Here is a 19,694-nt window from a genome sequence, read left to right on the forward strand (position 1 = left end):
TTAACCCCATGTAGGTAATGTGATACCAAGCTTTTTATGCGAGAGATTCACCAATTCTCTATAGCTTTCCGCGTCAGCTTTCGGTGTGTACTCACTTGCATTAACTGGCAGGTACTGTTTTAACGTTACTGCAATACGCAATAAAACGTTTCTGTTGTTTGCAAAAACCCGCAACATTTCCTGAGAATGTGTTTGGAATAGCTTGACGTGCGGCCCCCATGCGGGTGAAGATTCCGCAAGAATACAGCTTAATTTCAAGAGATGAAGTTGACTCGTAACGATTTTTGCAGCAGATTCGTAACGCTCAACGACATCACGAATATTTATACCGGACTCGATCCCGTCACGGTCAATAGTATCAAGTAACTCAAGGCTAATTTGGGCATTCTCTTTCAGGTAGGCAAGCGCCATTTTAGACTCAGATAAATATGACATAACTTCTTGAGCTGTCAGTGTCTTTTGCCCTGATCTATCCTGTACCAGTTGCGTAATCGGCGCAGAAAGATATTCTGGCAATTTTGCTAACTGATTAGTATCAGGGAGCGGCGTTAGCAACATTACTAACGTTGTCATTCCTACGGCCATGTGAACCCCCTTATGAAACAAAATAGTACTAAAGAAGTACAGTATACTCACTTCCCGTATCACCGATAAGCTTATCTTTTATTTAATCCGCCACTTTCTTACAAGGAAACGAGCCGATGATCTTCGGTGCGTCCATCGCGTTTTGCAGTAACTGGACGTTCAGCCACGCTTTACCATTGCGCTTGATAAACTGAAAGCCGTACATGTTGCCGTCGCGTGCGGGCATGAGGCCCATGTCCATTTTTATCTGATCCCAATCATCTTTTTCTTTTAAAAACTTTACTTTCTGAGATGTTACCTTTTCACCATTGATATTGGACATGCCATCATCACCTACCGTAATTTTATAGCCACCACAAAGAGCGGCGGCATTAACGCCAGTGACAAACCCCATAACCAAAAAAGGTAGCATAATTAGTTTAAACAACTTCATTAATGACCTTCCCTTAAAATCCTCTATTGACTGCCGCTGGACTGGCAATATCAGCCGCCCCACGCGCTTCACACATCATTTCCTGGTACCACGCATTGCCGCGAGTGTCGCCAGTATACATAATGCCCCGGACGATATATACACCATCAGTAGCTATGCTTGCTGGAGGATTAGGCACGCCGCTGACGTAAAGGTTCCCGTTATCGTTTTTTTCTACGAGTTTACTTTCCCGTTGCTGTTTATGATCTTGTTGCTCTTGTTGCTCATCACCCGATTTATTTACAACATCATTAGGCAACGCCGTTCTATACACCGAACCCTCATCTAACTGAATTAAGCCATTTACCCGGATATTCGGATTGATCAAACATTTCACGTTAACACCTGCACCAATGGTCTGTTGCGGCATACCAATTAACCCGGTCCGGCTATTTAATACCACAACATTGTGTACGGCCATTTCATCATTGATCATCTCAACTTTACCATCCACAAATTGCCATTTGGCCTTACATTGCTGCGCGATATTGTCTAATACATATCGCGCCTTTTCGAAAAACATTTTTCCTCGCGGAAAGACGGTATCCGGCATTTTGGGTTTGGCCCCCGCGGTAATACCGTAAGGTTCAAGGCTGCGTAAAGCGAGGTTATAGACATCATTCAGGGTATACCCCGCCGCTAATGTTTGATTGACGAAAGCATTAATAAAAGCTTCGTTACCGTCACACGCCTGAATGAGCGTATACGTATCAGCGGGGTTATCCCTCCCGGTCATCGTATAGCGAATATCCCCGCTAAAGATCTCCCCGTAATTTTGGCCGTCACGCTGTCCCGTTGTACCCGGCTCAACCGGTCGGGCTTTGCCGACTTCACTCTCAGGAACGGTAGGCGTGATGCCGTCATAGCCCACGATAATTTTTATCTTCGAGAACTCACTACCTAATATGCGATTGCTGGTATTTTTGGAAAGATTGTAAATCTTTAACGTCGCAACACGTGGATTGCTAATATTGAACCACTCAATATTAAAGGTCACTCTAAAATCCGATAAAACGATCCCTTTACCCTGATCATCCAATAGCATTAATTCAAAGTGACGTAACCAATTCTGACTCATATTTTTACCTTATTGTTGTACAAAATAAAGATGGCTGGATAACCCAAGATTTGTGCTTGTTGGGTATTCAGCGCTGTCGGCATCACTGGCAATAACTAGCATTCCCTCTATGCCAAGATAAGGATATTGTTCCAACAGATTAATACCGGGTATGAGCGGTGCGCCCACCAGCAAGGGCACACCCGCATTATTTTGAATATCCATTACCCAACCCGCTATGTCCCGGTAAATCAGACGCATTTTCACATTCTGATCACCGAGTTTAATTGCAAACATTTGATTGCTTGCAGTTAGTGGAATTTCGGAGACTTGCATCAGCCGCCTCCTTTTACATAACTTTTAAACGCATTAACGGCACTCTCTTTTATTTCTGACAAAACAGATTCGTTAACAGGTTTCGGTGCTTTGGTACCTGAATTCTCAACAGCCGATGTGCTCACCCCGGTCTTCATTGATTCTTTTTCTGCCACTTGTACAACCTGTGTAGACGAAATAATCACTTCACGTAATGTCAACGTGCATAACAGCACATTCTCACTATGCCGGTCCGTCGTGACTTCAATCGCTTTGATTAGCATGTTTTCGTAAGTGCGTTTGCCAGTAATAACATTGAAGGGTTCTCGCAGCTCTTGAAGATCAAGGATTTTCTGATAGGTCTCTTTCGGGCTTAAGCCCATACTCAGGCCAATCTTTGACGTATCAACAAAATCGAGAAGCGAACCGCCACCTGCAAAACCTAACTCCATTGTAATTTCTGATGGCTTTTTGTAGGCATGGTCACTCACCGCAGCACCGATTTCGACCGGGTGCTCAGTGATTTCCAGTGCGTCTGTGTGCTTTTCAGCGATAACGACACTCGGCACAAGCAACATACTTTCAGTGCCAAACGACCGGGTTTGTTGCTGAAAAATCGCTGATAAGATATCCATTAGCTCACCTGTTGTATCAGACGGGAATTTACGGTGACTTGACGATCCGCGATTTCATCCGCCGTGGCTTTTGCATCGGTTGCCCCGTGCACGGTAATGTTGGTCGTTTGCTGAACGCCGCCACTGCCTGCTATCGCGGCTTTACCCATCAGTTCGCTGTTGTACGGGTTACGACCGTTTTCGCGCTGAATGATGCCGTTCATCATCGCTGTCAGGGTTTGCGGGTCCTGTAAATTTAACTGGGCGTTCGGATCAACGCCGAGCCGTTTTGCAAGGAAAGCAATATAGTCTTCGGTATCATTTTCCTCCGGTGGCGCATATTTCGTGATAATGTCGCGGACTGTGGTGAGACCACGACTTGCGTACAGCGTTAACTGCCGTGAGAGCGCCCGCAAACCGTCAAACGCGGTTTCAAATCGGGCAAATCGCCCCTCTCCATTTTCCCTTGTCGCCCCGCGTTGCCCCACAAAGTTCAGGTTGCCGGGATTATTGTTACGCAATCCTCTTTCGCTGTATTCGGGAGCGGGGGATGTAGGGGCACCGGGCATGCCGGGGATATCAGCCGTGACAGGGTTCGGCAAACCACCCTGGTGCTTATTGGCCCAATCGTTATCGATACCCAGCCATTGACCAAAGTCCCCGATCCCGCGTTTTATTTGCCGGGTATTGTAGTCCCATGACGTCGCGGCACTTTGTTTGATATTGTCCCAGTCACTGTATAAGTATCCACCATAGGCTACTAAACCCAAGAGTGGGGCGAGGCGAGCCAGTAAGGGGGTTAATGCCGCAGACACTTTCGCGAATCCCGCGAGCATTTTTCCCGCCCACGTAGTTGCAACAATCCCGCCGAGAATTAAGAACGCATTTTTCCAGCCGCCAATCGTTTTAACGCCTTTTTTAATCCACCTCCCGATTTCCTTAAACGCACTAATCGCGAGATCGATTTCTTTTTCCCATTGACCCCAGTCAATCAGACTTTTGCCACCCTCTTTCCATGTCTTGTAGTCGTCGTAGAGGAGGAGAAGGGCACCAATTAACACGGTGATCATGCCAATAGGCGACATCAGGAACGCACTATTGAGTAAACGCCACGCGACAACAATAGCCCCAAACATAGCAATGAGCATCTTGCTGCTTTCATCCAGTCGCTTCCACCAGTCTATAACATCTCCAATGCATTGAACTACACGGTAAACCATCCTGCTAAAGACCTCAGCAAACCCTAGAATGCCTTTGATAATCTTGGTGAGGGTGGCTTCAATTTTTGGGAAGTTATCCAGTATCTTCTGACGTAACGAGTCGAAGGAACTCGCTAAACCACCCGCAAGATTGGCGCCAATCTTATCCCGAAGAATACCCAGTAGTGCGTTAAAGCCGTGTAATGCGGTAGTGAATTTATTCGCCTGTTGCGCGGCTTTATCCGCATTGAACCCGGTTTTCTGCAACATCATTTGATAGTCAGCAGTAAACCCAGCCAACCCGCGCCGCATCGCCATCAGCGTATTTTCATCAATACCCAGCATCTGCGCATACTGATTGGCCCGATAGTAGGGCATGTTGCTAAGTTTCTCGCCAACCCCTGTTAATACACTTGCGGCATCTCGCATCTGGCCGGAGGAGTCACGAGTCTGAACACCGAGCCGATTAAGCCAGCCCTCCGCGCCGGGATTGTTACGCATAAACCGCGCCATGTTTTCAAGCGCACCCTGCGCAGCTTCTGCGCTGCCCCCCATTTGTGCAACGGCATAGCTCAACGCTTTGATGCCCTCAACCGTAGCGCCGGTACGCTGTGACTGCCAATAGAGCTTATCGAGGCCATTTGCAATTTTAGTAGTAAAACCGACGATGGTAAGTGCTGCCCCTTCAACGGCTGCCCCCACTTTCAGCACGTTGGCGGTAACGCCTTTTAATACGGCATCAAATTTACCCCGGCCTTTTTCGTCTACATCAAACCCCAGACTGATAAGGAAGTCTTTAATTGTGTCAACATTACCGCTCATGGGCATCTCTCCAGCGTGCTATACGGGCCTCGTTATCGGCTTTTAAATCTAACCAGTCGTTCATGCGGGCGATATCCGCCAGGTCAACAACGCCGCTTAAGAGATCGGGATATTGGATATAGCCGGCGTCAACGGGGCGCATCAGATAATCTTCCCCGTCAGGCAGGCAATCGAGCACTAAGCCGCTGGCGGGAGTGGCGTCTCGTTGTCGGGGAGTGCGTGCAAAAAATTTCCTAATGAATCCCCGATCACTCTCGCGACTAGCTGCAACAATGTTGGCAGGTCAATGTCATCGAAGTGCAATACCCCCTGCGAGAATACAGCAGTCCACCCTTTGCCATGTTGCCGCGATACAACTGATAAGCAGGGGTAGAGGATCGCATTACAATCTTCGTCGCTTAAGTCAGAAACGGCTTGTGCGATTTTAGGCAGCGCCTTCTCTAAAGCGCCCTCCATGTTTTTGTCTTGCGCCATTGTCTGTACGGCGCGAATATCAGACACTAACCCGGCCAGAACAGGCAGCAACTTACGGGATACTTTGAGTTGATCGAACACGCTCAGCTTTGCCGTACGATACTGAATACTGTTAATTTCAAATTCCATTATTAAAACTCCCCTAACACTTGATCGATTTTGATGCAGTCAAACGCCCACGCGACGGTACCGCCGTCTTTTGCGTTTGTATAATCGGGTTGTTTCTGGAAAGCACCGCCCCGCGCTGTCGTGATTTCCCCTGATACGTGGTTTCGAATAACAATCACGTTATTACCCCATGTACTTGAAGACAGTGATTGCGCGTTATACGCCAGTGACAACTTTTTATTGGTCGGTGAGGTTTTCAATAAAGTCACTGTGATGGTGCCGGATTTGCCCGCATGTAACGAGTGCATCCCTTCCCCGTCTGCGCCAATCGTCATGGTGTTCTTGGCTTCGGTCATCGTGATTGTGATCCCCTCTTCCGAAGTGGCTGAACCATACCCCATATCGATAACCCCGGTTGGGCCGGTCAAAGATGCCGAAACATCCATAAATGAATAGGTTGACATGTTTACCCCTTATCGAACGACATTAATCAGTACATCTGCATAGTGGACAGCACCCGCTAACTTGATAGCGCACTGGATAACCGGTGCTTTTCGGGCTTCCCTGTCTGCCTGCGCTTGTGTCGCAATTGCTGGTGCGTAGACGTAATACCCTTTAGTTAAGGTATCACCCGACTGGATTTGTCCAATGCTCCCGCCGTTCCAGATACCCGGTGCCACCAGCCCGTTGGTGACGGCCTGATCAAGGGATTGCTCAACGTTGGTCAGTAAACGCGTGACACCCGCATCCGTCTGGGGGATCTTGCCAGTACTGGTGTAAAGCAGGTTATAAAGATTGTTCTGCACGTAGTTCTGTAACCAGTCCAGCCCGTGGCGCTCATCAATGAAATCCCCGTTCGCCATGACGCCTTCCTGAATAATGGCCGTGTCGTTGTTGTATTTAACGAAAACATTGCCGTTTTTCGTCTTCAAGGCGTTAGCTTGGGTTGCTGTCAGGCTTTCCGCCGTCACAGCCGGTTCTTGTTTGAATTTCAGGGTAATGGTGGTGTTATTGCCATTGAAATTGACGGTAAACATCCGTCCCATCAGAGAAGCGGCGGTATACGGTTTACCCGATGAATATTGCCAGAGCGTGCGCTGATAGTTTCCGCCTTTCAGTTGTGTTCCGATATCAGTAGCAACGTCAGCATCCAATACCTCTGTTTTCTGTACTGTATGCCCATAGATACGAGAAACCGATGCAGATTCGATGTAGTCGGCAACAGACAAAACATCTTCATCCGTCAATGTACCCTCAGCAACCACCAGCCCATACCAGCCACTTGACGTAGCACCCAGTGTTGCCACCGCCTCAGCAAGGGTTTCTGCTTTGGCCGGTTCGATAGCGGTAGCGCCCGATCCCTGATTCAGCTTTAACAGGTCACCAATATAAGTCCCGGTAGTTGCCAGTGAGACATAACCCACCGTCCCTGATGCTTGCAACGAAATCACAAAACGGGAGGTATCCCACGTCACCGCGCAATCTTTCAGCTTTTCCGCAATTCGTTGGGCCACACCGTTCAGATTGGTCTCTTTGCTGAAATCAATGCCGCTGCATACCGCTTCTTTACCGTTAATCACTAACTTAAAAGAGCCATCCGTAATGGTAGTAAAAATGCTAATGGCTTGCTGTTGCTTCGTCAGTATTGCCCCTCTTAAGACAGCAAACGACTGATCTTTTACCCATCGGCCGATATATAAATCAACCGGGCGGGGTGACTGGGAATAATAAAGTGCCGCCGCCTGATACTCTGGGGTATCCAGACCAAAATCAGCTCCGACGCCATCAATATCGGAATACAGACGTAAACGTTCTTGAGTATCAATCACATTGCTTGCACCCACAATGAGTAGTGAGCCAAAGTTTCGGGATTGCGCGGCACGCGGGGCCATGTTTATCGTGACATTGACGATATTTGAAACAGGTAATCCCTGCATAATTTAATCTCCAAAGAATTTAACCGGCGCGTCCACCAGCGATTTAACACCGTATTCACGCTCGACTTTTCGCCGTAAGGTGACCGTCATGTCATAGCGACGCACCCACTGGTTATTGATAAGTTCGGGCGCTGAAAAAATACGGCTGTAGTTGCTGAGTGACAGACCGATTCGATTTAATTCTGCGTTGTTGGGGCTGAGCGTGATCCCATCCCGAAATTGCGTGCAATGATGTTGACCTGACGGACCATAAAACGAGATAAGGCATTCGATTTTCTCATGTCGCCACAATTCGGTACTTTCATCCGTTTGATTAACGAAAGCGGGCGTATCATCGGAAACTATCGATGAAATCCCGAACGCACACCAGTTAGTATCGTGACTGGGAAAAACTCGCGTTTCATCATTAGGTTGCCATTTTGGGAACATCATCTTCCCCATCAAGCCACTTACTGAACTTATCCAGCGTGACAGCTTTCGCTCTATCTCGCGGTCATAGTCTGGGCCTGACAAGGGTGTGAGCCAGCCCGGTTGGGTGCTATTGCTCAATGGGTACCCCTCCATCAAATGGCAATAGCTCACAATGCGCCTGCACGAACCCGGCCCCGTAAGCTGTATACGGATCAACGGATTTGACTAAGTAATCCCGGTTTTGATACGTGACCACATCGCCCGTTTTATCGGTTTCGCCTGCTATCAACCGTGTTGCTGTAATAATCAGAATATTACCGCTGACGACTTGCCCGGCTATTCTCATCTGAGCCTCGAGAGAGCAGTCAACGGTCACTACCCCGGCAAAACTTTTTGTAGTTTTTTCCGAAGTGGCAAACCCATCATCATCGACAATGACTTTGCGGCGTGTATATTTCAGCGACGTATCGCAGAAATCGGGATCAAATAAAACCTCAGTGACATCAAGAAGTGGCATTTTTATTCCTCACAACATAGTTGATAGAACGCAGCAAGTAACCGTGAGCGTATAGCGGTTTGTCGCCGGGTATCCCCTGCCTGCGCCGAGCCTCTTTCGTTGCGTCAGCAATTGGGGTCAGTCGATCACCATCACTGATGACTTTTTTTGCCCCGTCACGCGCAATCTGTCCCGCACGCTCAAGCTCACGAATAGCAGCATCTTGCTTTCCTTCCAATGCAAACTCTGCCGCCGCTTTTAAGTACAAGGCGGTGCGGTCCTTTGTGTCATCGATACCAAGCTCAAGGAAAGGTCGGGGATGGAGCGTGACAGTTTCGCCATCAAGCTCCACTGTTGCCCCCGTAGATTGCAGATAGCCAATTTCTGCGTTGTTCAGCGCTTCCCCTTCTTCACGCGTAGCATTTTCGGCCGGGATACCCACCAGCACGTCCATATCTGATAGCTTTTTGAGGGATTCCAGTATTGCCGCCGCATTGTCCGCCTTGATAGTCAGACCACTTTTCATAACAGTTGTCTCCCACCCGCGCCGAACATGGACCACCACCAAAAAAACTCTCTTCCGTATGCCGTGTTGTTCCAGAATCCCGCATCGGGATTGATAATGCCTGACACGTCATAGCTGACACTGACTTTATCGACCGATTTTGATGTTGCCACTCCACCCGCGGCCGTATTCACGCTGCCGCTGATAGAGGCACCCGCAATAGTTTTCCCTCTCAGCTCAACGTAATGCGCGGTGAACAACTCACAGAGATAGACGAACTGGTCACCGTGTACGTTTTGGTCAAGTAGCTTATCCGCCTGGCTGAGATAGAAATTGATTGCAGTGTCGGGATAGTGGGTGCTGTCGGAAAATTCAGGGAAGTCGGTGCGGAATTGATCAACTGTCGGCAGAAGACTGTTTTTTGCCATTGCCAGCCCCCGGTTTCTTTTCAGTATTGTTTTCTGTCAGGGTTTTGTCAGATTTAACGTCGACCTGAGCCTTCATTTCCTCTAAGACTTTATGCATTTCGGAAATGGTCACGTCTTTAACGGCTATCTGAGACTTAAGATCTTCATTCTCAGTAACCAATTTCTCAATCACCTCTTCCAGAAAGGCCGAAGAGTCATTTAAGTCCTTTTGTTTCAGCTCGTTTTCATCAATTGGCTGGGCATGAGCTGAGAATGCCCAATGGTTGATAACTTCATCGGGAAAGCTGCTAATGCCCGGTTGCAGTTCTATTTGAGTACCGTCTGCAAAACTCAGGATCGCTTTCTTTGATACGAGGTATTTCATGTCAGTCTCCATGAAGGCGGAGGCGTCCCCGCCATTAATTAAGATACCGGAACATCCAAATAGGCAATGGTATTCGCATACGGCGTTTCAACCTGCCCCAGTCGGCCATAATAGGTTGTCAGTTGCCATAGTCCGCGATATTCCAGCGGGGTATTCAACAGGGGTACCAACGGAAAACGGATATATCGCTCTTCTTGTGTATAAGCGACCATTCTGTGCGCACCCCGTGCGCCACGCTTAGAGGCCCATTTCATGGAAACGATTTCCAGCGGTTCGCCGTTCTCCTGGAATGCAATGCAGTTTATTTTCACGTATTCCAGTACGGAAATATTTCCGGCGTTAGATACTTTCTTGCTTGAAAGCAACCCAAACAATTCAGGCGCTAAGCCAACTTTGCCGGGACAAATCGCGTAGCCGGACGATACCCACGCGTCAGTGAGGAGAATATTAAAGTCCTGAACGATAACGTCCGGATCTGTCGTCGCCGTCCATGGAGCCGCTGCTGCACGCGGGATAACTTGCGGGATATTCAATAACCCGCACATCCCCTTTTCTGCATCACCGATGTATACCTGCTCGTCAACATCCATGTTGTATTTTAGCTTCATCGCGTCATGCTTCTGGCTGTCAATGGGACGCCCCACTTGCATAGCCGAAGCCAATTCGGTGACGGTATAACCCACTTCCATCCCCCACAGTTCGAGCGCTTGAGCCGTACGTTCAATATTTAGGATTGGCCCGGAATTCGCTGTTGATGTTGTGCTGATCCAGTTCTTACCGTTAGGGTTTGATCCCCCCGCCGCCGCAAGTGAGGTGTTTGTATAGGAAGACACTTCATCGGCGATAGAAACGTCAGTACGAAGTGGCATATCACGTGACCACTTGGTCGACACAAGCGGCATGTTCAGTGTCTGGTCCCTGCGCTCCAGCTCACCAATAAGAAACACGCCGGTTGAATCTCTTGTGGCTTTATCGATAGTAAACATAGCGTTCCTTATTAAATGTTGTATGCGATTTCAATGTTGCCGTTAGCATCACTCGGCCCCATCACTTCGGCGCCCGGCAACGCCGGTGTATTTTCCCCTGTAACATCCTGTATCAGCACAAATGACCCAACCGGGCTATCGGCTGTCGCCCCGGCGACGCGCACATAAACCGGATTGCCTTTGCTGGCGCTAACACTAGCAGCGGATACACCCACCGCCACGCAGATATAACCCCGTTTCAGATTGTCGGCGGCGGATCCTGCTTTAACCCCAAGATAAGCCAGATCTGTCTGTGACTGGGTAGGGTAGGGACGAACGAGAATACCTTTCACTTCGTCTACCGTATCACCCTCCTCAAGCGGGACAAATTTCCCGTTCGAATATTTCCCCACCAGCCCATATGCGCTGAACAGTTTCTTAGGATCGACGGTTTCGGGCTGAATAGTCAGGTCACGGGGACGAGTTACAGAACCCGGAATGCCCAGCGGCATCCGGTCAAGATAAGAAATTCCACCCATTGTATTTACCTTATTTGTTACGTTTCCAGAGGTTAGCGTACAACTCATTCAGTTGCGCCGGCGTAGCGTGCTTTGATCCCACTGCCGAACCAGCAGCATCAACAGTTTGAAAAGTGATAGGATTGAGTCGGTTCTTTTGCCGGTTAATTTCTACCGCAGCGTTAAATACCGCATCAACGGTTGCCTTTGGTGTTTTGGAAAAATCACTGATGCCAAAGGATTTCAGGCTATCACCGGTACGCATTGCATGACTGAGCACTTGCCGCTTGAGGGACTTATCCCCTGTGGGTTTAAAGCCGGGACAAATGATTTCCGCGTCAGCGATAATATTGCGGCGATAGGCAGCATCACCCGTCACTTTAGCGTCGTCCTCTTCATCTTCGGGGTTACCGTCCGCCGTTTTCCCCTCCAGCGTATCTAAACGCGTTGATATGGAATCCATAAACTTTTGAGCCCATTCCGGTACCGCGTTATCCTCTGTTTTGTTTTCAGTGTTGTTTGGCTTGTCATCAACCGTCGTGCGCTCCGCCGTCGGTAATGCTGTTGCTTGTGCTGGCGTATTCATGTTGATTGTCACTCCAGGAATGGAGGCCATCCCATCAGATGGAAGGTCCGGCGCTTCATCAATGAGTTTCGCTAGCGCGTCGTCGTCTCTTGTTTTAACGGCTTTCGCCAAATTTTTAAGCCATGACATAACCGGCTTCTCCTTCTTGAATTTTGGGGCTGAGTCCCCGATTGCACAACGGGAACCCGCCCGGCCATTTTTGACAATGGCAAGGTGATTTCCTGTGATTTGGTATTGCCTGCCCTTGCCGGGCGCTATCTGCTTGTATTGCGTGTCATAGCCGCAACTGACATCGGTTATTCCTGCGTTTATTGCATCAATGGCCTCTTGTCGCTTAACCAGCACGTCAGCCACCAGCAAATCCGACTTATCGCCAGTGCCGCGTCGGACGTTCTGGATATGTCCGTGAGCCAGTTCGGAGAAATTGGAAGGATTAACAAAAACGACATTCCCTTCTTCGTCCTCGGGGTGATCTAGTGTGACGGCCACCCCCTCGAATGACGCCATTGTCTCCGGTGAGAAAACCTCATCTTCGGTGCGATAGACTGTGACCAATCCACTGGCATCAGGTTGTAAGTCAATTTCTTCGGGCAGATAAGTTTGTGTGCCTGTACGAGCAATGGGTACGTCTTTACACAGCAATGAGCTATCGGCTTGCAGATAGCGAGTCTCCCCAAGCCTTGTAGTAAAAAAATATTTCATTTCCTAAGCTGCCTGTCATTCTCTCGGCGGGGGAATATGCACTTCCGGCCAGCACTTACAGTTCGGCAGACACCCCGCATGGCCTGTCATTCCGTCCAAAGTGGGCGGATCTTCCCAGCGCACAAATTTATCTTTCATCTTTCCGTGTGAGGGTCGCGTGCCAGCCCCTTCGATACGCCACCAATAGCCCTCTGAGCCGACTGATAACGCGCGAGCCTGTGTAAGCGCCGTTGTCGCTCTGCCAATCTCCGTACGGGCTATCATCCTCGCCCGGTTCGCCGCGACATTCCCAGACTCCATTATCATTTGATAAAGTTCATCTGGCCGTTCGCCATTGATAACGGCCTGTATTGCCCTATCCTGAATCTCTTTAACACGTTCGGCAGCTTCGAGCGGCAGTGATTTCATCAGTTGAATCTGACGATAAACGATATCTTGAGTGACTTGCCCAATCGGAGTATTTCCCACTACATCGCGCAAGCCCGCCGAAATCTCTTGCGACACAGAACGCCACTGGCGCCATTCTTCACCCTCCACTTGCATGAACATTTTATGCGCGACGGAAGTAATCCAATCGTCAAGAACCTGCGAGTAGTCGATAAGATGACCCGCGGCGGTATCAGCGCTGGCTTGAGAACCATCGTAAGAGCCCGTGATGATTTGATTTATTTGGCTGACTATCGCCTGTAGGCTTTTGTTGTATTGAATTTCCGAACGTCGGCGGAGGGCGGGTTTCAGATTCAGACTCCGCCCAGATCGCTTTTGCGCTTTCAATGTCTTCATCTGTAATTGAACCTCCAATACCGATGATGTCAGCCATGTTACGTAAATCCGTCATTGCCGCATGAATAGGCAGGATCTGCCTGTCCACCAGCGTCCCTATTGCAGAAGCCACATTGTTCGCCATTGTTGATCTATCCGTGTCTGACATTTCCCAAAGTTTGTTGAACTCGAAAGTGAAATCATTAGGAAGCGGCTCGCCGAATAGTGACCGATGCGAGATATCCAGCAACCATCTCAATGGGTGACGGAGACGTCTTTCTTGCAACGTGTTAACCCGACTGTAGTAGTTCTCTAAGTCACCGTCGCCGGTGCTAAACCCGGATGGCGATTGACCAAACAGACGCACTAGCGGGATACCGGTAGCCCCAGAGACTTGTTCAGCAAAGCGCAAGATGACATCAGCAATACCGGCGAACGAATAGCTATGAGTTTGGAATGCGTCCAACGCATCCATTAACGTCATGCCTTCAATTGTCTGGAATTCGCGGATCATGTCCATATGCTTCATCAGTGCGGCATATGCAGGACTTCCTTCGCCTGTCGCTAATATTTTCCTTAAGCCATCAATGCTATACGTCCGCAAGTGCGCTTTGTGAATGAGTTGCGTTGTCCCAACAGTGGCTGTATCAAACGCTTGGACACGCTCGAAAATGCGCTCTACCACCGACATCCCCCAGCCATTTTCTGTCTGTGCTTGCTGAAATGGCAATGTATCACCTTCCATCCTGATAACGCGCGAGTGATGAATCTTCCAGGGTGGAATTCCCTGCTGATTGATCACCACGTTATAGAATTGGGGTTTTCCGAAGTGCGGGCCGTACTCTTTGACTACGTCGCTGTCCGTCGGTTTGACCATCCACCGGTCAAGACACAAAGTGCCCTTGAACTGCCCCTCACCAATCGTTTCAAGGTTAAGAGGCGTTGACGGGTCTTGTCCGTCAATCAGTACCACCAGCAATGCCCCGCCATACAAACGAGACCATTTCAGGGTATTATTGAGTTCGTCCCAAATCCCGATATCTTCCCAAAACGTTTCCAGTCTTCCTTTAGCATCTGGCTTCATTCGTGAGCTGATCGATATGCCCTTGCGAGTCATATCATCAGCCATGGCGTCCACGCCCGCGCCAATTAAAAATGAACTGCGATAGCCAAACTCAATCTGTACTCTGTTACGTGAAATGTAGCCAGGTATGTACGTACCATTCGATTGAATGTTTGATGTATACCCGCCGAGTTTTGCAGTAAAGTTATTGTACCCGTCAGCAGTCCTAACGGGCTTTTTTGCGTCGTTACGACGATTTTTACGGGCCATTACTATTGTCTCCCTAATGCTTCCCATATACCTAGGTCGCCAGATTTCATGTCAGAAATAGCATCCATTAACGGATCGAGCTGGTCATCGTGCGTATTAAACTCTGGAGTGATAGCTTCCATTTCAGTGAGAAAATCATTTATCCATTCAGCCTCGGCGGGTAGATAAACGTAACCCGACTCAATATAGCCTTGAACATCCATCAGCCGCGTGAACTTATCCTTATCTCTCTGAATGGGTATCACCGGGCATAGGGCCTCTGTCTGGATTTCTTGGATTAGCCCGGTACCGGAAGCTTTATCTTCAATCTTCATCGAAATCAAAGAACCGCAATCTTTTCTGGCCTTACATTTCGTCCAAAAAGCGACTGCGCGACGTTTGAGTTCCTTGGATTCCCACTTTCCCCGGATCATGTCAATCAGGTACATCTTGCCGTCTTCACCCAGGCCCCACAGCTCAAAAACAGAGAAGTCATTGGCTTCTTTGATTTTTTGTGCTGTATCGCCATAGACCGTACTCCAGCGGATGGGCGGTAAGACCGTATACTCTTTGAACCACTCTGATTTGATTAAGCCGCCGCCTTTTGCCGTGGGTCTCTGTTGGTACAAAGCATTCCAGACCAGCGAGCCACGTTGCTTGCATTTATCAACAAAATCCTGTGGCATGCGTTCGGGGAACAGGATTTCACCCGGCTTTCTCAAGCGGTATGTTTTGCCGTTCAGAACGTGAATTTCTTCCTTTTCGGCTTCCATCGGAAAACTGACTACTCGCCATTGCTCTCCGCCTTCCTCTGCCAGCTTGAGTAGCTGGCCCGCTAAGTCATTCTGATGCCAGCGAGTGAGAATAATCACAATGCCATTCAGCTTCGGATCTGCGCGGGTGAAGAACGTGGTGTCATACCAGTCCATAACAGATTCTTGATAGACCGGGGATGAGGCTGTTTTGTAGTCCTTTGCCGGATCATCGATGATACCGATATTCATCCCCTGCCCAGTAATGCCCCCATTAACGCCCGCCGCACGATAAGAACCGCCGTGCAATTGACCTTTAGCGTCCAGTACTTCCCATAATTCCGCTGTACGAATTGCCCCACCCGCAAGCGTCCTAATGTTCGTTCCATTGAGCCGAGTGTTCGGAAACGCATCTTGATATTTTTTGGTATCAATAATGCGCTGCGTGTCGCGTGACATGCGATTAGCAAGATCAGACGAATATGAACAAGATATGATGTGCCAGTTTTGATGCTTGCCCAGCACGTAAGCGGGAAGCCGACGAGATGCCAATTCGCTCTTCCCTGAACGTGGAGGGGCAAATATCATTAGCCGGGGCATCTTGCCATTCTCAATATCACTCAGAAACTGATCGAGCTCTAAACAAAGTAACTCATTGAACCAACCCGTTTCATACCGTGAGTTTGTATAGAGCGTGAAATCCATCAGAGATGATCGGGCTTGTTCTATTGCTCTACACCGATAGGCTTCAAGAGTCTGTAAGTTTCTCATTGAGCTGACTTGAGCGACGGCCATAGCCAACCTCCTTTAGTCTCTCTTCAAGTTGCTCATCGGTTAAGTCAATTTGTACCGGCCCTCCATCTTTACCCGTTAATTCAGTCTTAACATTCTCACGGAACGCCTGCACGCCAACATGCTTACCCAGTAATTCAAGATTTTTAACCTTATCAGGCCATTTGATTTTTTTAAGAATGCCGACAATTTCTCTATCCTCGCCTCGCCCCTCGAACATCTCTGCCAAGTCAAAGCCGCTAAGATAACGTCGCCAGGTTGTCGGCCACTCCTGTACAGATTTTAGGCTCATATCTGCGTGAAGAATATCGGCTATGTCCATCCTGTCGATCTCAACGAGTCTCATCAGTACATAGCCTGCGTCCACACCCAGTTGCTGAACGCGTTCTTGTTTGAGCTGTCCAATGTATTGATTAACGAGTGGATTCTTCAACAAGCTGTAGCCCATTTCAGAGGCCCGCTTTGGACTGTACCCGGCGCGGATAGCGGCTTGTGTAGCATTAAGATCGACAATGTACTCATGGCTAAACATCCGCTGCTTAGTGGTGAGTTTTTTTGTCATATATTTACCTGTATATAAACGTAAAAAGCCCCGGATTAAACGAGGCTCATTGATTAGGTATTCTTATTTTGCGGATAGTTTCACAAGATCTATAAAATCTTGACATAGTTCTAACTTATGTCCGTGATCGTCAACAAAGTTATATCTGTTAAAATATTCTAATATTTCCTCGGGACTTTTCCCATATAGAGGAGATTTAGAAAGTGAATTGAGTTCCTGTTTCATCTTCAAACCTTCATTCTGTTGGTTATAACCAAGCGACAAAAACATTGGAAATAGCTTTCCGTGATGGTGCGTTCATCAATCCTTGGTGTTCCTCCACAGATACACCAAGGATTGATGAACGCACCTTCTAAGGGGCGATATTTCAATAAGCATATCAAGGATGTCTATTCCTATCGTAAGTAAGATAGGTTGATTAATTCAGCGGGGCTATGCCTCGCTTTTCTGGCTTTCTGTTACTGACACTGAGTTTTGATGTAGTCCTGCAAGCCTAATACCTGCTGATTGATTACTGCTATTCGCTCTCTGAGGGTCCAATAATGCCGGATAGCGGTGTCATCAGGTCGGGCGGCTGTTGCATCATCCAAGCGGGAGGAGGAACTGGCTTCACTCTTTGGACATGTGGCTTTGACGAGCAGCCGACGACGGCCAGCGGCAACATCACCACGAAGAGCATCAATTTCAGATTTGGCATGAGCAAGTTCCTTTGTATATTGATTATCCAGTTCAGACAGGCGTTTTATCCTCTCCTGCTGACTGGCGATTTCATTCTGTTGCTCCAGCAACTCGCTCTGTAGCTGGACTGTCGTATCAAGCTGTTTAGTGTACTTACCGTAATAGTGATGAGCCACCAACGAGACAAGAACCAGGGCAACGAAGGTGTAACCGTGTAAGTTAAACTTCATCATATCGCCCTACAAAAGTGAAAAGGCTTTATCAATGACCTCGTTGTCATAGGGCTGACTACCATTCTCTACGGTAATAATGGCCTTAATCAGTTTTGTCATAAGTGCCTGATTAAACACATCAACAACCTGATCACGAGTAACATCGGTGTCTTTACACACACGATTAACATAACCCTCGGTATTATTCTCATTGGGCGGGGCCCAGCGTGAAATGATCCCCTTCACTGTTTTGAGACCATATTTTCTATTGTAATTATGTAAAATTTTAATCATGGCCCGAATACCATATTCAGGGCTGACAAACTGACAGAACGATTTATCGGTACGCTGTGATTCAGACGCCAAACCCTGCCAGTCATCACCCCAACGGATATTGCCGGGGTTATTGTTTCGTATGCCTCTACTTTGCATCTGATACCCCCGCCTTATTACGTAAAGTCCCACGCATCAACTGGCCGAAAAAGTCAGTCCCCAGATAACCAATAATGACGCTGCCGATGTACGCTAAATCCGTGCTCAAATTTAAGAAGACGAGTAAGTCACGAATGAACCACGCGATCAAAGCGCACATCATTGCGTCAATCATTGTCTTCCAGAACTTACCGCCGTTATATCGGCCTCTGAGATAAGCCATTGTTGCAGCCAGCGCCGCACCTAAACCTTGTTCTTTGACTGATAACAGCCATAACCATAGCTGCATCCAGATGTCTGGTTGCTTGTCCATTATTTTCATGTTCCACCCCCGCTGGGGATTAAGTCCCCGCGATTACGGGCGTGAAAACAAAAAGGCCGCGCATTGCGCAGCCCTTGAAGTGTTGCCGGGTATTTCACGCCCGGCGCGTGGTATCATCTTTAGTCCCTACAACCAAAGAGGAATCTGTTATGACAGATGCGCAAACTCTTGCATTTGAATATTTACGCCGTTCTGACAAAAAACTTTCACCCGCTCAATATTTGCTTGAACTCAGAAAACTTGAAGCGGAATTTACCGAGCTATTACAGATTGATGATCTTGAGCAAAAATTGAAAGACGACTCCATGAAGACATGGAAAGCTCTTAGCTCTTAGTAAAAGTCAATGCGGAAACAATAGCTTCGGCTGTTGCTTTCGCATGTTTAGTCACTATCTCGATGTCTTCACCATTTTTTGAATGGTGAATGGCGACTTCACAGACTGCGGGTGCGATAACTTCGAGCAAATGGTATAGATGCTCTCGTTCTACCTCTTTTCCTGCAAAGATTACTGTTGAATTTTCTTTGTTTTCCATCCTGGTTTCTCCAGTTGTTTAAACGTTAGCGCACAGGCACGGAACCAGCCAGAAAAGCCATCAGCTTTTCATACCCTGTTAATTGAATGTCCGTTGGCCTGCCTAAAACCTGACTGGCCTGTAACATTGCCGGATACACTAGTGAGGCCCACGGTCTATTGTCATCCTCCTGAATGTCCACAAGCCTGTTTAGCAATTCTTCATCGGAGATGATCAGATGTGAAGTGTTGTAGAGCATCAAATAGCGTGCTGATTGCTTATTGGCGCGTTCTGATGTCACTTCGAATGAAAACATGATTTTCATTGTCGCAATGGCAGTGATTAACAACCCTGCAAATACCGTATAGTAATCCCCGATAATAGCGATTGTTGAACCGAGTAGTATCAGCAGGAAAGAAGATGTCCAATTAATCTTATCAGTAATGACACTCAACATATTCTCTAAGCAATATGAATAGTAAATCTGGTATAGCTGGTCTTCTCTGCTCATACATCCTCACTCAGTTAACATGAAAAAGTCCTACATCTTGGAGGTAATAGCTTAAGGCGATAATCACCCTATTCTCCTGAATAAAAGTGACATTTCTATTTTGGGGAATTAGGTGACATTTTAAACTTGCAATAACAGGGGTTCGGGTAAAAATCCGTGCCCGCTGAAATAGAACAGTTGAAACAACGTATTGCTGAACTAAGTTACAGGCTTGACCGGACGGAACCTGATCCTATGTTCGCAGATTTAGGCGTTCAAAGGGATGTGTACCCGTGTGCTAAATGCGGT

General features: G+C 47.9%; 29 protein-coding genes and 1 pseudogene. 3 read left to right on the forward strand and 27 right to left on the reverse strand.

Translation table 11 applies throughout. The features are described from left to right. From ACUN2T_RS18095 to ACUN2T_RS18200, 22 genes are all read right to left on the reverse strand, one after another. Positions 1 to 585 (reverse strand): hypothetical protein, encoded by a 585-nt coding sequence (locus ACUN2T_RS18095; protein WP_445494388.1) that lies wholly within the window; start codon positions 583 to 585, stop codon positions 1 to 3. Between the two features lie 82 nt (positions 586 to 667). Next, on the reverse strand, positions 668 to 1,018 hold the full coding sequence (locus tag ACUN2T_RS18100) for a hypothetical protein (protein WP_420849742.1): 351 nt from the start codon (positions 1,016 to 1,018) through the stop codon (positions 668 to 670). Positions 1,019 to 1,031: 13 nt separating this feature from the next. After that, entirely contained in the window at positions 1,032 to 2,135 is a 1,104-nt protein-coding gene (locus tag ACUN2T_RS18105) for a baseplate hub protein (protein WP_445494389.1), read from the reverse strand. A gap of 9 nt (positions 2,136 to 2,144) precedes the next feature. After that, positions 2,145 to 2,450, reverse strand: a complete 306-nt coding sequence (locus ACUN2T_RS18110) for a phage baseplate plug family protein (protein ID WP_445494391.1) — start codon at positions 2,448 to 2,450, stop codon at positions 2,145 to 2,147. Next, positions 2,450 to 3,064: a phage baseplate protein gene (locus tag ACUN2T_RS18115; protein WP_445494393.1), complete on the reverse strand. Its 615-nt coding sequence runs from the start codon at positions 3,062 to 3,064 to the stop codon at positions 2,450 to 2,452. The genes ACUN2T_RS18110 and ACUN2T_RS18115 overlap by 1 nt, the downstream gene beginning before the upstream one ends. Beyond that, positions 3,064 to 5,064 carry a lytic transglycosylase catalytic gene (locus tag ACUN2T_RS18120; protein WP_445494395.1) on the reverse strand — a complete coding sequence of 667 codons (2,001 nt, stop codon included), beginning with the start codon at positions 5,062 to 5,064 and terminating at the stop codon, positions 3,064 to 3,066. The genes ACUN2T_RS18115 and ACUN2T_RS18120 overlap by 1 nt, the downstream gene beginning before the upstream one ends. Continuing rightward, a complete protein-coding gene (locus ACUN2T_RS18125; RefSeq protein WP_149616278.1) occupies positions 5,054 to 5,206 on the reverse strand; it encodes a DUF6889 family protein in 153 nt (50 codons plus the stop codon). The genes ACUN2T_RS18120 and ACUN2T_RS18125 overlap by 11 nt, the downstream gene beginning before the upstream one ends. A 35-nt stretch (positions 5,207 to 5,241) precedes the next feature. Then, positions 5,242 to 5,667 (reverse strand): phage tail assembly chaperone, encoded by a 426-nt coding sequence (locus ACUN2T_RS18130; RefSeq protein ID WP_445494397.1) that lies wholly within the window; start codon positions 5,665 to 5,667, stop codon positions 5,242 to 5,244. Between the two features lie 2 nt (positions 5,668 to 5,669). After that, a complete protein-coding gene (locus tag ACUN2T_RS18135; protein ID WP_445494399.1) occupies positions 5,670 to 6,110 on the reverse strand; it encodes a phage structural protein in 441 nt (146 codons plus the stop codon). A gap of 9 nt (positions 6,111 to 6,119) precedes the next feature. Further along, a complete protein-coding gene (locus ACUN2T_RS18140; protein ID WP_445494401.1) occupies positions 6,120 to 7,583 on the reverse strand; it encodes a DUF3383 domain-containing protein in 1,464 nt (487 codons plus the stop codon). 3 nt (positions 7,584 to 7,586) lie between these two features. Further along, positions 7,587 to 8,132, reverse strand: a complete 546-nt coding sequence (locus tag ACUN2T_RS18145; protein ID WP_445494403.1) for a phage neck terminator protein — start codon at positions 8,130 to 8,132, stop codon at positions 7,587 to 7,589. Further along, a complete protein-coding gene (locus tag ACUN2T_RS18150; RefSeq protein ID WP_445494405.1) occupies positions 8,122 to 8,511 on the reverse strand; it encodes a head-tail adaptor in 390 nt (129 codons plus the stop codon). Before ACUN2T_RS18150 ends, ACUN2T_RS18145 begins: the two co-directional genes overlap by 11 nt. Continuing rightward, the gene (locus ACUN2T_RS18155) at positions 8,498 to 9,016 is read right to left on the reverse strand and encodes a hypothetical protein (RefSeq protein WP_445494407.1); all 519 of its coding nucleotides are present in this window, start codon (positions 9,014 to 9,016) and stop codon (positions 8,498 to 8,500) included. Before ACUN2T_RS18155 ends, ACUN2T_RS18150 begins: the two co-directional genes overlap by 14 nt. Next, positions 9,013 to 9,423, reverse strand: coding sequence for a DUF4054 domain-containing protein (locus tag ACUN2T_RS18160; RefSeq protein WP_445494409.1), 411 nt, complete (start codon positions 9,421 to 9,423; stop codon positions 9,013 to 9,015). The genes ACUN2T_RS18155 and ACUN2T_RS18160 overlap by 4 nt, the downstream gene beginning before the upstream one ends. Continuing rightward, entirely contained in the window at positions 9,392 to 9,787 is a 396-nt protein-coding gene (locus ACUN2T_RS18165) for an STY1053 family phage-associated protein (RefSeq protein ID WP_445494411.1), read from the reverse strand. The genes ACUN2T_RS18160 and ACUN2T_RS18165 overlap by 32 nt, the downstream gene beginning before the upstream one ends. 38 nt (positions 9,788 to 9,825) lie before the next feature. After that, the gene (locus ACUN2T_RS18170; protein WP_445494413.1) at positions 9,826 to 10,773 is read right to left on the reverse strand and encodes a DUF2184 domain-containing protein; all 948 of its coding nucleotides are present in this window, start codon (positions 10,771 to 10,773) and stop codon (positions 9,826 to 9,828) included. 11 nt (positions 10,774 to 10,784) lie between these two features. Continuing rightward, positions 10,785 to 11,291: a structural cement protein Gp24 gene (locus tag ACUN2T_RS18175; RefSeq protein WP_445494414.1), complete on the reverse strand. Its 507-nt coding sequence runs from the start codon at positions 11,289 to 11,291 to the stop codon at positions 10,785 to 10,787. Between the two features lie 10 nt (positions 11,292 to 11,301). After that, positions 11,302 to 12,558 carry a DUF2213 domain-containing protein gene (locus tag ACUN2T_RS18180; RefSeq protein ID WP_445494416.1) on the reverse strand — a complete coding sequence of 419 codons (1,257 nt, stop codon included), beginning with the start codon at positions 12,556 to 12,558 and terminating at the stop codon, positions 11,302 to 11,304. A gap of 15 nt (positions 12,559 to 12,573) precedes the next feature. Beyond that, positions 12,574 to 13,107 (reverse strand): phage head morphogenesis protein, encoded by a 534-nt coding sequence (locus ACUN2T_RS18185; protein ID WP_445494418.1) that lies wholly within the window; start codon positions 13,105 to 13,107, stop codon positions 12,574 to 12,576. Between the two features lie 70 nt (positions 13,108 to 13,177). Then, positions 13,178 to 14,653 carry a DUF1073 domain-containing protein gene (locus ACUN2T_RS18190; RefSeq protein WP_445494420.1) on the reverse strand — a complete coding sequence of 492 codons (1,476 nt, stop codon included), beginning with the start codon at positions 14,651 to 14,653 and terminating at the stop codon, positions 13,178 to 13,180. A gap of 2 nt (positions 14,654 to 14,655) precedes the next feature. Continuing rightward, positions 14,656 to 16,179, reverse strand: coding sequence for a phage terminase large subunit (gene terL / locus ACUN2T_RS18195; RefSeq protein ID WP_445494421.1), 1,524 nt, complete (start codon positions 16,177 to 16,179; stop codon positions 14,656 to 14,658). Then, positions 16,133 to 16,738, reverse strand: a complete 606-nt coding sequence (locus ACUN2T_RS18200; RefSeq protein ID WP_445494422.1) for a terminase small subunit — start codon at positions 16,736 to 16,738, stop codon at positions 16,133 to 16,135. Before ACUN2T_RS18200 ends, terL begins: the two co-directional genes overlap by 47 nt. A gap of 254 nt (positions 16,739 to 16,992) precedes the next feature. Between ACUN2T_RS18200 and ACUN2T_RS18205 the strand changes: the two are divergent. Continuing rightward, positions 16,993 to 17,094, forward strand: a pseudogene (locus ACUN2T_RS18205) (hypothetical protein); the annotation flags it as partial. Continuing rightward, complete coding sequence (locus ACUN2T_RS18210; protein WP_445497815.1) at positions 17,078 to 17,146, forward strand: KTSC domain-containing protein; 69 nt, start codon at positions 17,078 to 17,080, stop codon at positions 17,144 to 17,146. The pseudogene ACUN2T_RS18205 and the gene ACUN2T_RS18210, both read left to right, overlap by 17 nt. 50 nt (positions 17,147 to 17,196) lie before the next feature. Here ACUN2T_RS18210 and ACUN2T_RS18215 read toward each other — a convergent pair whose 3' ends face one another. Genes ACUN2T_RS18215 through ACUN2T_RS18225 form a run of 3 tightly spaced genes read right to left on the reverse strand, consistent with a single transcriptional unit; the run spans position 17,197 to position 18,382 of the window. Next, positions 17,197 to 17,649, reverse strand: a complete 453-nt coding sequence (locus ACUN2T_RS18215; protein WP_445494423.1) for a lysis protein — start codon at positions 17,647 to 17,649, stop codon at positions 17,197 to 17,199. A gap of 6 nt (positions 17,650 to 17,655) precedes the next feature. After that, positions 17,656 to 18,060, reverse strand: coding sequence for a structural protein (locus tag ACUN2T_RS18220; protein WP_445494424.1), 405 nt, complete (start codon positions 18,058 to 18,060; stop codon positions 17,656 to 17,658). After that, complete coding sequence (locus tag ACUN2T_RS18225; protein ID WP_445494425.1) at positions 18,050 to 18,382, reverse strand: phage holin, lambda family; 333 nt, start codon at positions 18,380 to 18,382, stop codon at positions 18,050 to 18,052. Before ACUN2T_RS18225 ends, ACUN2T_RS18220 begins: the two co-directional genes overlap by 11 nt. Before the next feature lie 149 nt (positions 18,383 to 18,531). Between ACUN2T_RS18225 and ACUN2T_RS18230 the strand changes: the two genes are divergently transcribed. Continuing rightward, complete coding sequence (locus tag ACUN2T_RS18230) at positions 18,532 to 18,717, forward strand: YdiH family protein (protein WP_445494426.1); 186 nt, start codon at positions 18,532 to 18,534, stop codon at positions 18,715 to 18,717. Here ACUN2T_RS18230 and ACUN2T_RS18235 read toward each other — a convergent pair. Continuing rightward, entirely contained in the window at positions 18,707 to 18,916 is a 210-nt protein-coding gene (locus ACUN2T_RS18235; RefSeq protein WP_445494427.1) for a hypothetical protein, read from the reverse strand. The two genes, ACUN2T_RS18230 and ACUN2T_RS18235, sit on opposite strands and share 11 nt — an antisense overlap. 25 nt (positions 18,917 to 18,941) lie before the next feature. Then, a complete protein-coding gene (locus ACUN2T_RS18240) occupies positions 18,942 to 19,406 on the reverse strand; it encodes a hypothetical protein (protein WP_445494428.1) in 465 nt (154 codons plus the stop codon). Positions 19,407 to 19,694 lie beyond the last annotated feature (288 nt).

The sequence above is a fragment of the Photorhabdus machadonis genome, from assembly GCF_052657765.1.

Bases quoted from the DNA above. Each gene is read 5' to 3' on its own strand.
- ACUN2T_RS18125 (WP_149616278.1), bottom strand. From the start codon at position 5,206: ATGCGCCCCGTTGACGCCGGCTATATCCAATATCCCGATCTCTTAAGC.
- ACUN2T_RS18215 (WP_445494423.1), bottom strand. From the start codon at position 17,649: ATGATGAAGTTTAACTTACACGGTTACACCTTCGTTGCCCTGGTTCTT.
- ACUN2T_RS18165 (WP_445494411.1), bottom strand. From the start codon at position 9,787: ATGAAATACCTCGTATCAAAGAAAGCGATCCTGAGTTTTGCAGACGGT.
- ACUN2T_RS18100 (WP_420849742.1), bottom strand. From the start codon at position 1,018: ATGAAGTTGTTTAAACTAATTATGCTACCTTTTTTGGTTATGGGGTTT.
- terL (WP_445494421.1), bottom strand. From the start codon at position 16,179: ATGGCCGTCGCTCAAGTCAGCTCAATGAGAAACTTACAGACTCTTGAA.
- ACUN2T_RS18180 (WP_445494416.1), bottom strand. From the start codon at position 12,558: ATGAAATATTTTTTTACTACAAGGCTTGGGGAGACTCGCTATCTGCAA.
- ACUN2T_RS18140 (WP_445494401.1), bottom strand. From the start codon at position 7,583: ATGCAGGGATTACCTGTTTCAAATATCGTCAATGTCACGATAAACATG.
- ACUN2T_RS18155 (WP_445494407.1), bottom strand. From the start codon at position 9,016: ATGAAAAGTGGTCTGACTATCAAGGCGGACAATGCGGCGGCAATACTG.
- ACUN2T_RS18220 (WP_445494424.1), bottom strand. From the start codon at position 18,060: ATGCAAAGTAGAGGCATACGAAACAATAACCCCGGCAATATCCGTTGG.
- ACUN2T_RS18240 (WP_445494428.1), bottom strand. From the start codon at position 19,406: ATGAGCAGAGAAGACCAGCTATACCAGATTTACTATTCATATTGCTTA.
- ACUN2T_RS18105 (WP_445494389.1), bottom strand. From the start codon at position 2,135: ATGAGTCAGAATTGGTTACGTCACTTTGAATTAATGCTATTGGATGAT.
- ACUN2T_RS18190 (WP_445494420.1), bottom strand. From the start codon at position 14,653: ATGGCCCGTAAAAATCGTCGTAACGACGCAAAAAAGCCCGTTAGGACT.
- ACUN2T_RS18185 (WP_445494418.1), bottom strand. From the start codon at position 13,107: ATGTTCATGCAAGTGGAGGGTGAAGAATGGCGCCAGTGGCGTTCTGTG.
- ACUN2T_RS18170 (WP_445494413.1), bottom strand. From the start codon at position 10,773: ATGTTTACTATCGATAAAGCCACAAGAGATTCAACCGGCGTGTTTCTT.
- ACUN2T_RS18130 (WP_445494397.1), bottom strand. From the start codon at position 5,667: ATGGAATTTGAAATTAACAGTATTCAGTATCGTACGGCAAAGCTGAGC.
- ACUN2T_RS18175 (WP_445494414.1), bottom strand. From the start codon at position 11,291: ATGGGTGGAATTTCTTATCTTGACCGGATGCCGCTGGGCATTCCGGGT.
- ACUN2T_RS18135 (WP_445494399.1), bottom strand. From the start codon at position 6,110: ATGTCAACCTATTCATTTATGGATGTTTCGGCATCTTTGACCGGCCCA.
- ACUN2T_RS18230 (WP_445494426.1), top strand. From the start codon at position 18,532: ATGACAGATGCGCAAACTCTTGCATTTGAATATTTACGCCGTTCTGAC.
- ACUN2T_RS18110 (WP_445494391.1), bottom strand. From the start codon at position 2,450: ATGCAAGTCTCCGAAATTCCACTAACTGCAAGCAATCAAATGTTTGCA.
- ACUN2T_RS18235 (WP_445494427.1), bottom strand. From the start codon at position 18,916: ATGGAAAACAAAGAAAATTCAACAGTAATCTTTGCAGGAAAAGAGGTA.
- ACUN2T_RS18095 (WP_445494388.1), bottom strand. From the start codon at position 585: ATGGCCGTAGGAATGACAACGTTAGTAATGTTGCTAACGCCGCTCCCT.
- ACUN2T_RS18200 (WP_445494422.1), bottom strand. From the start codon at position 16,738: ATGACAAAAAAACTCACCACTAAGCAGCGGATGTTTAGCCATGAGTAC.
- ACUN2T_RS18225 (WP_445494425.1), bottom strand. From the start codon at position 18,382: ATGAAAATAATGGACAAGCAACCAGACATCTGGATGCAGCTATGGTTA.
- ACUN2T_RS18120 (WP_445494395.1), bottom strand. From the start codon at position 5,064: ATGAGCGGTAATGTTGACACAATTAAAGACTTCCTTATCAGTCTGGGG.
- ACUN2T_RS18115 (WP_445494393.1), bottom strand. From the start codon at position 3,064: ATGGATATCTTATCAGCGATTTTTCAGCAACAAACCCGGTCGTTTGGC.
- ACUN2T_RS18160 (WP_445494409.1), bottom strand. From the start codon at position 9,423: ATGGCAAAAAACAGTCTTCTGCCGACAGTTGATCAATTCCGCACCGAC.
- ACUN2T_RS18150 (WP_445494405.1), bottom strand. From the start codon at position 8,511: ATGCCACTTCTTGATGTCACTGAGGTTTTATTTGATCCCGATTTCTGC.